General features: G+C 70.8%; 6 protein-coding genes. 5 read left to right on the forward strand and 1 reads right to left on the reverse strand.

The window, feature by feature from the left end; translation table 11 throughout:
* Together ACXJLU_RS20645 and ACXJLU_RS20650 are read left to right on the forward strand one after the other, a co-directional pair.
* Positions 1-2,958, forward strand: a 2,958-nt coding sequence (locus ACXJLU_RS20645; protein WP_457334180.1) for a PAS domain-containing sensor histidine kinase, incomplete at its 5' end; no start/stop codon positions are given.
* Positions 2,955-3,542: an ANTAR domain-containing response regulator gene (locus ACXJLU_RS20650; protein ID WP_457334182.1), complete on the forward strand. Its 588-nt coding sequence runs from the start codon at positions 2,955-2,957 to the stop codon at positions 3,540-3,542. The genes ACXJLU_RS20645 and ACXJLU_RS20650, both read left to right, overlap by 4 nt.
* 53 nt (positions 3,543-3,595) lie before the next feature.
* Here the strand turns inward: ACXJLU_RS20650 and ACXJLU_RS20655 are convergent, their stop codons facing one another.
* Entirely contained in the window at positions 3,596-5,095 is a 1,500-nt protein-coding gene (locus ACXJLU_RS20655) for a sensor histidine kinase (protein WP_457334184.1), read from the reverse strand.
* 183 nt (positions 5,096-5,278) lie between these two features.
* On the opposite strand from ACXJLU_RS20655, the gene ACXJLU_RS20660 reads away from it, so the two are divergent.
* The 3 genes from ACXJLU_RS20660 to ACXJLU_RS20670 are packed head-to-tail and all read left to right on the forward strand — an operon-like array spanning position 5,279 to position 12,739.
* Positions 5,279-8,713 carry a PAS domain-containing hybrid sensor histidine kinase/response regulator gene (locus tag ACXJLU_RS20660; RefSeq protein ID WP_457334186.1) on the forward strand — a complete coding sequence of 1,145 codons (3,435 nt, stop codon included), beginning with the start codon at positions 5,279-5,281 and terminating at the stop codon, positions 8,711-8,713.
* A gap of 4 nt (positions 8,714-8,717) precedes the next feature.
* The gene (locus tag ACXJLU_RS20665; RefSeq protein WP_073468406.1) at positions 8,718-10,976 is read left to right on the forward strand and encodes a putative bifunctional diguanylate cyclase/phosphodiesterase; all 2,259 of its coding nucleotides are present in this window, start codon (positions 8,718-8,720) and stop codon (positions 10,974-10,976) included.
* A 50-nt stretch (positions 10,977-11,026) separates the two neighbouring features.
* The gene (locus tag ACXJLU_RS20670) at positions 11,027-12,739 is read left to right on the forward strand and encodes a sensor domain-containing diguanylate cyclase (protein ID WP_457334188.1); all 1,713 of its coding nucleotides are present in this window, start codon (positions 11,027-11,029) and stop codon (positions 12,737-12,739) included.
* The last annotated feature ends 65 nt before the right edge of the window (positions 12,740-12,804 follow it).

A 12,804-nucleotide genomic window follows, 5' to 3' on the forward strand; every position in this document is an offset into this window, starting at 1 on the left:
ACGCCGGCCCCACCGCCCACGCCCGAACCCACCCCGGCGCCCGCAATGCCCGACATGGGCACGATGTTCTGGGACGCCCCGTTCCCCGTCACGCTGCAGGACGAGCACTTCAAGCTGATCGACGCCAACGACGCGTTCCTCGAGTTCACCGGCTTCACGCGCGAGCAGCTGGTCGGCACCGACCCGCTCGACCTGCAGCCGCCCGAAGACCGCGCACTCAACCGCGCCTACCGCCAGCAGATGAGCGCCGTCGGCACGACCCGGCTGGTGCAGCGCCGGATGATCCATGCCGACGGCCGCGAACGCTGGTTCCGCGCCGCGTGGCGCGTCGGCAGCGATGCGCAGGGCCGCGCCCGCACCGTCAGCATCCTGCAGGACAGCACTGCCGAGCACATCGCGCGCGAACGCGCCGACCGCTCGGTGCGCGAGCTCGACGACTGGTTCGAGCTCAGCCCGGTCGGCATGGTGCTGTTCGACGAGCAGGGCCTGCTGGTGCGCAGCAACCCGGCCTTCGAGGCGCTCGCCGGCGACGTGCCGGTGCTGATGTCCGAGGCCTCGCCCGGCATCCAGCAGCTGATGGCCTGGCAGGACGGCAAGCCGCTGCCGCTGCTGCGCCCCGGCTCCAGCCCGGTCGAGACGCAGGCCTGGGTGCACCACGCCGGACGCCACGGTGCGCCCGACGGCACGCCGCGCCGCCTGCGCTCGATCGTGCGCTGCTACCAGAGCGGCAGCGGCCAGCGCCGCTACATGGCGATCGTCGAGGACCGCAGCGTCGAGGAGGAGCGCGACCTCGCGCAGATGCAGATCGGCGCGCTGATGGACACCGCCGGCGTCGGCCTCGCGACCTTCCAGGAATCGTCCGGCTGGGTGCAGCACGGCGCGGTGTTCGGCAGCGCGGCCGAATCGGTCGGCGGCGCGCCCGCGCTGCAGTCGATCCGCCGCGACGTGGTGCTGCCCGAATCGCTGCCCGAGTACGACAAGCTGCAGCAGGCGCTGCGGCTGGCCCAGCGCGCCGAGGTGCGCTATGCGATCCGCCACCCGGAGCACGGCCTGCGCTGGTTGCTGACGCGGGTCGAGCCGGCGACGCTCGCGTCGGGCAAGCGCACCACCTCGGTCGTCACGCTCGACATCACCGACCAGCACCAGACCCAGCAGCGCAGCGAGATGCTGCTGCGCGAGCTGACCACCATCCTCGAGAGCACCACCGTCGGCATCGCCTACCTGCGCGGCAACCTGCTGGTGCGCTGCAACCGGCGCTTCGAGGTGCTGCTCGGCTTTCGCGCCGGCGACGTGGCCGGCTGCAGCCTGCACGAGCTGCTGGCCGCGCAGCCGCAGGTGGGCCGGCTGGTCGCGCAGATCGACGAATCGCTGGCCGCCGGCCGGGTGCACGAGACCGAGATCGCGGTCGACACGCGCGGGCGCCCGCGCCACTGGTGTTCGCTGTCGGTGCGGCGTGCCGGCGAAGGCGAGGACGGCCAGGAGCTGATCGCGGTGCTGACCGACATCACGCGGCTGAAGGCGCAGCAGGCCGAGCTCGAGGCGCTGGCCACCGAGGTCGCGCTGCAGGCCGAGCGCACGCGGGCCATCCTCGATTCGGTGCTGGTGGGCATCGTCACCGTCGGCACCGACGGCATCGAATGGATGAACCGCTCGGCGCGCCGCATGTTCGGCGGCGACCTGGAGGATTTCATCGGCCGGCCGATGGCCACCGTCGCGACGCCGGAACCGGACCACCCGTTCCTGCGCACCGAGTACCTCGACGACCTGGTCGAGGGGCAGGCCGAGACCTTCGAATGCCGCGTGAAGGCGCGCGACGGCCGCGAGTACTGGGTGGTCGGCAACGCGGTCGTCACCGGGCGGCAGCTGACCTATGCGCTGCTCGACATCGAGCGCCGCCGCCAGGCCGAGGCGCGCATCGCCGAGGCGCAGTCGTCGCTGCAGCGCATCATCGAGGCGGCGCCGCTGGCGATCACGCTGCGCGATGCGCACACGCTGCGCATCCTGCAGGTCAACGAGGTGGCGGCGCGCAATGCGTCGACCCCGGCGGCGCAGCTGATCGGCCGCACGCCGGAGCAGATCTTCACGCCCGAGGTCGCCGCCGAGCGCCGGCGCGACATGGAAGACGCGCTGGTCGCCGGCCGCGTGACGCAGCGCGAGTACCGCACCGAGCTCGACGGCCAGTTCCAGGTGTGGGATGCGCGCTACCTGCCGCTCTCGGCCGACGGCCAGCCGGCCGACCAACTGCTGATGGTGGCCACCGAGGTCACCGAGCAGCGCGCCGCGCAGGAGGCCCGCTTCGAGGCCGCCATCGCGCAGCGCGAGATGCTGGTGAAGGAAGTGCACCATCGCATCAAGAACAACCTGCAGGGGGTGGCCGGGCTGCTGCAGCAGATCGCGACGCGCAAGCCCGAGGTGGCCGGCGTGATGGCCGAGGTGGTCGGCCAGGTGCAGGCGATCGCGCAGGTCTACGGGCTGCAGGTCGGCATGAACGGGCCGCTGCGGGTGCGCAGCGTGCTGGAGGCGATCACCGGCTCGGTGCAGCGCACCTTCGGGCGCACGATCGTGTTCGACGTGCAGGGCCCCGAGCCGCAGGCCTGGGCGCTGCCGGAGGCCGAGTCGATCCCGATCGCGCTGACCGTCAACGAGTTGCTGACGAACGCGATCAAGCACAGCGCCGGCGACGCGCCGGTGAGCTGCACGCTGGTGTGCGGCGACGACGGCGTGCAGATCGTGATCGGCAACGAGGGCCGGCTAAGCGAGGGCTTCAGCCTGGCGCAGTTCCCCGGCGGCGTGTCGGGGCTCGGGCTGGTGCGGGCGCTGCTGCCGCGGCGCAGCGCGAAGCTGTCGATCGAGGCGCAGGGCACGCGGGTGGTGGCGGTGGTGGATCTGAAACCGCCGGGGGTGGCGCTTTCAGCCACAATCGCGCCTTCACCGTCCCGCCAGCAGCATCCACCGTGACGAACAAAGGCAAGATCCTCGTTGTCGATGACGACCGCCTCGTGCTCGCGACGCTCTCGCACGGGCTTGCGCAGGCCGGCTACGACATCATCGATGCCGACAACGGCGACGATGCGATCCTGCTGGCGCGCGAGCACCGCCCCGATCTCGCGCTGCTCGACATCCGCATGGAAGGCAAGAGCGGCTTCGACGTCGCCGCCTACCTGCGCGACTACTGCCAGATGCCGTTCATGTTCCTGTCGGCCTTCGCCGACGACGACACCGTCGCGCAGGTGAACGCGCTGGGCGCGGTGGCCTACCTGGTCAAGCCGCTCGACATCCGCCAGATCGTGCCGGCCGTGGAAGCGGCATTCGCGCAGATCGAGCGCCGCGGCGGCGAGGCCGCGCCGCTGCCCGGCACGCTCGCGCACGAGGCACTGGCCCAGCCGGTCGCGATGGCCGTCGGCGTGCTGATGCACCGCTATTCGCTGCCGCGCGCGCAGGCGCTGGAGCGCTTGCAGCGGCTGGCGGCGAGCGAGGGCCACCCGCTCGTGGCGCAGGCCGAGCGCTTGCTTCAGGCGGTGGAGTTGCTTTCGGCTGGTTGAGCGACTGTCCGTCGCACCAAGACGGTCGAGATGCTCCCGCCCCGGATCGTCCCTCAGTGCCCGAGCCAGAACTGGAACCGCGCCCCGCGATCCACCTCGCCTTCGGCCCAGATGTCGCCGCCATGCCGGCGGATGATCCTGCGCACCGACGCCAGCCCGACGCCGGTGCCCTGGAAATCGTTCGCGCTGTGCAGCCGCTGGAAAACGCCGAACAGCCGGTCGGCGAAGCGCATGTCGAAGCCCGCGCCGTTGTCGCGCACCGTGAAGGCCGGCCGGCCCTCGTGCACGCCGGCCTCGAACCAGATGTGCGCGTCGCGGCACTTCGAGGTGTACTTCCACGCGTTGCCGAGCAGGTTCTCGAGCGCCACGCGCAGCAGCGTCGCGTCGCCCTGCGCATGCAGCCCGGGCTCGATGTCGACCTGCACCTCGCGCTGCGGCGATTCGCGCCGCAGGTCGTCGACGATGTAGCCCACCAGCTGCGACAGGTTGATCGGCTGGCGCGCCAGCGGCCGCGCCGACAGCTGCGACAGCGCCAGCAGCGAGTCGATCATGCTGCTCATGCGCGCGGCGGCGCCGAGCACGCGGTCGAGGTGGTCGTTGCCGATGCGGTCGAGCAGGCGGCCGTAGTCTTCCTTGACGATCTTCGTGAAGCCCTCGACCACGCGGATCGGCGCGCGCAGGTCGTGCGACACGGTGTAGCTGAACGATTCGTGCTCGTCGGACGGCGTCGTCGCTGCCGCCGAGCCGCCGGCCTGGCGGTGGAAGATCAGCAGCAGCTCGACCCCGGCGCGCGGCAGCGTCGGCGCCAGCCGGTGCACCTGCAGCTCCCAGCCCTCGGCGCTGCCGCTGGCGGTGTCGGCATGCAGCGTCGGCGAGATCGCCTGCTCGGCGAGTGGCCGCAGCCCGGCCGGCAGGCGCTGCAGCAGCTCGGGCCACAGCGGCAGCGAAGCGGGGTCGGCGATGTGCAGCCAGCGCTCGGCGGCCGCGTTGGTTTCGTACAGCACGCCGAGCTGGCCCGGCGGCGGCAGCGCGATGCGCAGCACCGGGTCGGCCAGCGCCTGCAACAGCTCGCTGATGCGCTGGTCGCCGGTGTCGGTCAGCTCGCGCGCGGTACCGACATAGCCGGCGAAGCGGCCCTGCGCATCGAGCACCGGCTCGCCCCGCACCGACCACAGCTGCCGCACGCCGGCCGATCCGGCCCGCCACAGCGAGGTGGCGCTGAGCGGCGCATGCTGCTCCATCGCGGTGCGCAGCGAGCGCGTCAGCGTGTCGTTGGCCTGGAAGTGCTGCCACAGCGGCGGGGCGTCGTCGGCGCCGGCAAAGTCGGCGAGTGCCGCGCCACGCGGCGGGCGCCATTGCACGACCCGGTGCTGCGGGTCGCTGCGCCACTGCCAGCAGTCGAGCGATTGCGCGACGGCCTGGCGCTCCGCCCGCTCGTGTTGCAGTGCCTGCTCGGCGCGGCGCAGCAACCGGCTCGACCTGGCGGCCCAGGCGCCGGTCGCGAGGGCCGCCAGCAGCAGCAGTCCGGCTGGCAGCACGGTCTCGAGATTCATCCGATCGATTGTAAGGAGTGGTTGCGCCGTGACATTGTGGGGGCCGACCCGGTTTCCAATGTGTCGGATGCCTCAAGTCGGTCGCAGCAGCACCGAAAGTGCTGCGAAGACCCCGCTCCCTGGGCGGGGTCCCCATTGGTGGGGTCCCCAAGGCTGTGCACGTTTTTCAGAAGTAGTTGACCCATGCCCGCTCCGCTGTCTCGTCTTGCTCAATGGTTCGGTGCCCGCCAGGCGCGCAAGGCGGTGAAGCCTGCGCCTGCCGTGCCCGCGGTGTCGGCGTCTTCGCCGGCAGCGGCCGCATCGGAAGAGCCGGCAGGCTTCGACTGGCTGGGCCTGCTGCAGCAGGCCGCGATCCAGGTCGATGAGGCCGAATCGCTGGCCGATGCGATGCACGCCGCTGCCGAACTGCTGGCGCAAGGCCTGGAGGCCGAGGGCCATGCGGTGTTGCGCGTGCTGTCGGTCGCCGGCGGTGCCGCCCAGTTGCAGGCCTGGGACCAGCCCGAGGACCCGCATTCCGCCCGCTTCACCGTGCACCCGCGGCTCAGCGCGACCGGCCGCGCGGTCGCCGAGGGGCGCATCTGCTTTGCGCCGATGCACGGCGGCAGCGCCAGCGTGATGGCGCTGCCGGTGCGCGGCCGCGACGGCACGGCCGCCGTGCTCGAGCTGCAGGGTGTGCCGGCCCAGCGCGACCTGACGGCACTGCGCCGGGTGCTGGAGACGGTGCAGCGCCTGCTCGACCTGCGCGCCGCGCGCCCCGACACGCCCCTTCCCGCCACCATTCCCATCCCGCTCGCCGCCCCGACGCTGCTGCCCGCCACGCCGGCGCCGGCCACTTCCGAGCCGGAGCTGCTGCAGCTGCTGATGGAGAACCTGCCGGCCAGCCTGTTCGTGCTGAACGCCGCCGATCGCCGCATCGTCGCGATCAACCTCCATGCCGAGCGCGAGTTCGCGAAGGGTCGCGAGCAGGTGCTCGGCAAGACCGTGCGCGATGCCTTCGGCAGCGGCATCGCGCTGCTTGGCGAGCCGGCCATCACGCGCGCGCTGGCCGGGCAGGACACGATCGAGAGCGAGGTGGAAGTGCAGGGCGAGGGCGGCCCGCGCATCATCAGCGGCCGCTGCTTCGCGCTGCGCCATGCCGACGGCACGCCGCGCCTGGTGATCGTGCTCGCACGCGACGTGACCCGCGAGCGCCGCGCCGAGCGCGAGCTGCACGAATCGCAGAGCCGGCTGCGCGAGTTCGCGCACACGGTCGAAGACAGCCTGTTCGTCACCACGCCGGCGCGCGACCGCTTCCACTTCCTCAGCGAAAGCAGCTACGACACCTGGGGCACGCCGCAGGACGAGTTCGAGCGCACGCCGAATTCCTTCCTGTCGCGCGTGCTGCCGGAAGACCGCCACCTGCTCGCGGCGCGCCGCGAGCTCGAGGAACAGCTGCAGCCGGCCGACATCCGCGTGCGCATCCAGCACCCGGTCAAGGGCGTGCGCTGGCTGCGCTCGCGCACCCGTTCGCGCCGCATGCCCGACGGCGAACTGCGCGTCTACGGCCTGGTGTCCGACGTCACCGAGGAGCTGGAGCACGAGAACGAGCTGAAGCGCGCGCGCGACATCGCCGAGGCGGCCAGCCAGGCCAAGAGCCAGTTCATGGCCAACATGAGCCACGAGATCCGCACGCCGATGAACGGCATCCTCGGGATGACCGAGCTGCTGCTGGGCACCGCGCTGAACGACCGGCAGAAGCGCTTCGCGCAGGCGGTGTACCGCTCCGGCGAGGCGCTGCTGGAGATCATCAACGACATCCTCGATTTCTCGAAGATCGAGGCTGGGCGGCTGGAGCTCGCGCCGGTCGATTTCTCATTGCGCTCGGTGGTGGAAGACACGCTGGAGCTGCTCGCGCCGCGTGCGCACGAGAAGGGCCTGGAGCTGAGTTTCCGCGAGGAACCCGGCATGCCCAGCCATGTGCACGGCGACCCGCTGCGGCTGCGCCAGGTGCTGACCAACCTGGTGGCGAACGCGATCAAGTTCACCGAGGCCGGCGAGATCGTCGTCGACGTGCGCATGCCGATGCCGGCGCAGTCGGCCGACCGCGCGCTGTGGCTGGAGTTCGAGGTGCGCGACACCGGCATCGGCATCGAGGACGAGGTGCTGCCGCGGCTGTTCAGCGCGTTCACGCAGGCGCACGGCGGCATGTCGCGCCGCTATGGCGGCACCGGGCTGGGCCTCGCGATCTCCAAGCAGCTGGTCGAGCTGATGGGCGGCGACATCGAGGTGCAGAGCGCGCCCGGCATCGGCTCGCGCTTCATCTTCAGCATGCCGATGGCACCTGCCGAGAGCAACGGCGGCGACACCACCTCGCCGGACCTGGAGCCGACGCAGATGCCGGCGCTGCGCGTGCTGGTGGTCGAGGACCACGAGACCAACCGCACGGTGCTCGACAACATGCTGGGCGCCTGGGGCATGCAGGTGGTGCTGGCCGAGGACGGCCGGCAGGCGCTGGCGATCCTGTCGGGCGCCACGCCGATCGATCCGCGCTTCGACCTGGCGCTGGTCGACATGCACATGCCGCGGCTCGACGGCATGGGGCTGGCCCATGCGCTGCAGGCGCTCGGCCCGGAGCGCCCGGGCCACGGCATGAAGATGATCCTGCTGTCGTCGGTGTCGTCGCCGGACGACGTGCGGGCGGCGCACCGGGCCGGCTTCGACCGCTTCGTCGCCAAACCGGTGCGCAAGGCCGAGCTGCGCCAGGCGATCCTGGGCATCTCCAGCCGGCGCACCGACCCGGCGCGCTTGACGCCCCGGCTGAACGCACAGATCCTTGTCATCGAAGACAATCCCGTCAACCAGGAGGTCATCGGTCAGATGCTGAGGGCGCTGGGATGCCAGTTCCAGGTCAGCGCCTCGGCGCTGGACGGCCTGAAGGCCTTGTGCGAGCGCCGTTTCGACCTCGTGCTGATGGACATCCAGATGCCCGGCATGGACGGCGTGGAGGCGTTGAACTGGTTCCGGCGCAGCCGCTCCGGACGGTTCAACTTCCTCACGCCGACCGAAACGCCGGTGATTGCCGTGACGGCCAATGCCCTGGGAGGTGACGAAGAACGGTTTCTCGAACTCGGTTTCGACGACTATCTGTCCAAGCCATTCCGCCAAAGCCAACTGCTCGCCATGCTTTCAAAACGACTGCGCCCCGCGGGGCCCGTGGATCCCGACAGCGCGCCCACCGGCGGTGTGGCCGCGCCCGCTGCCAGCCCGGCCGAGCCGGCCGCCGCACCCGATGGCGTGCTCGATGCCGGCGCCCTCGACCGCCTGCGCGAACTCGACCCGAGCGGCGAGAACCACCTGCTCGATCGGGTCATGAAGGCCTTCGATACCTCGCTCGAACGGCTCCTCCCCCAATTGCAGGATGCTCAGGCGTCTCACGACTTGACGGGCATCCGCCACGTGGTACACACGCTGAAGTCGTCTTCCGCGAGCATCGGGGCCCTCAAGATGTCTCAAATCTGCGCAGAAATCGAAGCCATGGTCCGCCGCGAGGCGACGCAGGGCATGGACGAGCGCATCGTGGCCCTGCAGGCCGAGGTGCCGATCGTCGTGGCCGCCACGCGCCGCCTGCTGGGCCGTTGATTCAATGAGCTCCAGCGCGCCGCTGTCCGACGACGATCTGCTCGGCCAGCCGCGCGTGCTGCTGGTCGACGACGACGAGGTCAACCTGCTGCTCACCGCGATCGCGCTGCGCGAGCGCGGGTTCGCGATCACCGAGGCCACCAGCGGCGAGCGGGCGATCCAGATCCTGGCCGACTGGTCGCCCGACGTGCTGGTGCTGGATGCGCTGATGCCCGGGCTCGACGGGTTCGAGACCTGCCGCGAGTTGCGCTCGCTGCCCGGCTTCGAGTCGATGCCGGTGCTGATGCTGACCGGGCTGGACGACGACGCGTCGATCACCCGCGCCTACGAGGCCGGCGCCACCGATTTCTTCGTCAAGTCGACGCACTGGAGCCTGCTGGCCGGCCGGCTGCGCTACCTGCTGCGCTCGTCGCGCACCCGCCAGGAGCTCGAGCGCAGCAAGTCGAAGCTGGCGCGCGCGCAAGACCTGGCGCGCATGGGCAGCTTCGACTGGCACCGCGGCCACGGCAACCCGCTGTTCTCGGTCGAGGGCCTGCGGGTGTTCGGCCTCGGCCCGGGCGACGCGCCCAGCATGCGAGCGCTGCTGCGCATGGTGCCCACCGAAGAACGCACCGGCTTCGTGACGATCCTGCACGAGGTGATCCGCCACAGCTCGGTGCTCGCCACCGACATCCCGGTCACGCTGCCCGACGCCCGCCAGCGCATCATCCACGTCGAGGCCGAGCCCGAGTTCAACGAGCACGGCAACCTGTCGGGCTACACCGGCATCGTCCAGGACGTGACCGACCGGCGCATGGCCGAGGACAAGATCCGCCACCTGGCCAACTTCGATGCGCTGACCGGGCTGCCGAACCGCCGCCAGCTGATCTGGCGCACCGAGCGCGCGCTCGAGCATGCGCGCCGGCTGAACCACCCGGTCGGGCTGCTGCTGATCGACCTCGACCGCTTCAAGGTGATCAACGACACGCTGGGCCACGGCGCCGGCGACGAATTGCTGATGGAGGTGTCGCGCCGGCTGCGCTCGTGCGTGCGCCATTCCGACCAGGTGATGGAGAGCGCGGTCGAGTCGATGGGTTCGCGTTCGCACCGCACGCTCGAGGCCGTCGGCCGGCTCGGTGGCGACGAATTCGTCGCGCTGCTGCCCGAGGTGTCCGACGAATCCGATGCCGAGCGGGTCGCCGCGCGCGTGCTCGACGTGATGCGCGAGCCGATCTTCGTCGGCGGCCAGGAATGCTTCGTGACCGCGAGCGTCGGCATCGCGATGTTCCCGCGCGACGGCCAGACGGTGGCCGACCTGATGCGCAACTCCGACGTGGCCATGTATTCGGTGAAGGCGCAGGGCCGCAATGCCGCGCTGCTGTACCGCCCGGCGCTGGCCGGCAAGGGCCGCGAGAAACTCGAACTCGAGAGCGCGCTGCACAAGGCCATCGAGCGCAACGAGCTGGTGCTGCACTACCAGCCGAAGGTCGACGTGCGCGGCGCACGCATGGTGGGTGCCGAGGCGCTGATGCGCTGGCAGCGCGGCGGCGTGCTGGTGCCGCCGGGCGATTTCATCCCGCTGGCCGAGGAGACCGGCCTGATCATCCCGCTCAGCGAATGGGCGATCCGCGAGGCGGCGCGCCAGGCCCGGATCTGGCAGGACAGCTTCGGCTTCGCCGACTCGATCGCGGTCAACCTGCCGAACCGCCTGTTCGAGCGCACCGACCTGGTCGAGCACATCCACCAGGCCGTCACCGCCTACGGCGTGCCGCACCATGCGATCGAACTCGAGATCACCGAGACGGGCCTGATGAAGGACCTGCAGAACGTGATCCCGACGCTGCACCGGCTCAACGAGATCGGCGTCGAGATCTCGATCGACGACTTCGGCACCGGCTACTCGTCGCTCGCCTACCTGACCACGCTGCCGATCAGCGAGCTGAAGATCGACCGCTCGTTCGTGCGCGATCTCGGCATGACGCCGCAGAGTTCGGCGGTGGTCACCGCGATCATCGCGCTGGCCCGCTCGCTGGGCCTGCGGGTGGTGGCCGAAGGCGTCGAGAACATGCGCCAGATGGAAGTGCTGCACCGGCTGGGCTGCGGAATGATGCAGGGCTTCCTGTTCAGCAAGGCGCTGGCGCCCGAGGCGCTCGACCAGTGGCTTCAGCAGACGGTGCTGCCGCGCAAGGCGCCGTGGATCGTCGATGCCGGCGATGGCGACGACATCAGCGATTCGCTGCGGGCCGGCCTGGAGCCGCGCCCCAATCGCTACACGCCCAAATGACCGGGCACGGGTTCCGTGCCGTCCCCTTTCTTTTTGCCCTGACCTGATCGATGGACACCAAACCCCAGGCGCCGCAGACGCCTGCCGTGCTGGCCAAGGCCGCGCTGCGCCGCCTCGTGGTCGACAAGCTGGAGCCGACGCCCGAGAACTACGCTCGCGCCTACCAGCTCGAATCGGGCATCCAGCCGAGCTCGCCGCGTGCGCAAGCTGCCGCGGCGCCCCCATCCTCCACCGACAACGCGGCCCAGGCGGCCGCGCTGGCCGGACTGATCGAACGCATCGCCCGCGGCACCGAGCGTGGCGGGCGCAACTGGACCGCCGCGCGCAAGAAGGAAAGCCTGCAGCGCGTGCTGTCCAGCAGCCGCAGCGACGTGCAGCGCCTGCAGCAGCGGCTCGGGCAGCTGGTGGGCAGCTGGGAGAGCGACACGCTCGACGACATGGTCGAGGCCGATGACAGCCTGACGCAACCGGCGCCGCTCGATGCGTTGCCGCTGCCGGCCGCATCTTCCGCATCGGCATCGGTGTCGACATCAGCGCCGGCCATCGACGCCGCAGGCAGCGACCCGGCCTTCCCGCTGTGGCGTCGCGTCGCCGAGGGCCTGAGCGGCACGGTGCAGCTCGCGCTGCCACCGCCGCCGGCACCGAGCGCCGACCTGTCGCGCCAGTTGACCGAGCTGCTCGCCCGCCTCGAAGAGCCCGGCCCGGTACCGCTGCAGGCCGACGAGTTCGACGCGCTGTGCGACCGCGCGCGCCGCATGCTGCAGCACCGCCATCACTTCGTCGACCAGCTGGGCGGGCTGTGCCAGGAGCTCACCGCGAGCCTGGCCGAGCTGGCCGAGGACGACAGCTGGGCGCGCGGCCAGGTCGACGCGATGAAGCTGCAGATCGACGGCGGGCTCACCGCGCGCAGCGTGCGTTCGGTCAGCGAGCTGCTGGGCCACACCCGCGAGCGCCAGCAGCAGCTGCGCGAAGACCGGGCGCGCGCCCGCGATGCGCTGAAGCTGCTGATCAACCGCATGCTCAGCGAGCTGGGCGAGCTGGGCCAGCACACCGGGCGTTTCCACGAGAGCGTCGGCCGCTATGCCGACACCATCGAGAAGGCCGATTCGCTCGAGAGCCTGGCCGGCGTCGTGCGCGAGATGGTCGAAGAGAGCCGCACCGTGCAGTCGCTGGTCAGCCAGGCGCAGGGCCGGCTCGAGTCGGAGCATGCGAAGGCGGTCGGGCTGTCCGAGCGCGTCGCCGAGCTGGAAGGCGAACTGCGCCGCCTGTCGGAAGAGGTGTCGACCGACCAGTTGACGCAGATCGCCAACCGGCGCGGCCTGATGCAGGCCTTCGATGCCGAGCGGGCGCGCATGGAGCGCGGCCAGACCGAGCTGTCGATCGGCCTGCTGGACGTCGACAACTTCAAGCGCCTGAACGACGAGCTCGGCCACGCCGCCGGCGACACCGCGCTCAAGTCGCTGGCCGAGGTGGTCAGCAAGGCGCTGCGCCCGACCGACCTGGTCGCGCGCTACGGCGGCGAAGAGTTCGTCGTGCTGTTGCCCGACACCCCGGTGCAGGAAGGCGAGCAGATCCTGACCCGTTTGCAGCGCTCGCTGACCGGCGGGCTGTTCATGCACGAAGAGCGGCAGGTGTTCGTCACCTTCTCGGCCGGCGTCACGCTGTACCGGCAGGGCGAGCCGATCGAGGCCGCGCTCGAACGCGCCGACGAAGCGCTCTACGAAGCGAAGCGAACCGGTAAGAACCGGACCTGTGTCGGATAAAAGCCTGTCGAATCTACCGATCGCTTGTGTCCAACGGTGACGTGGAGCGGGCTTTCTGACAGGTG

The sequence above is a fragment of the Rhizobacter sp. P5_C2 genome, from assembly GCF_054049715.1.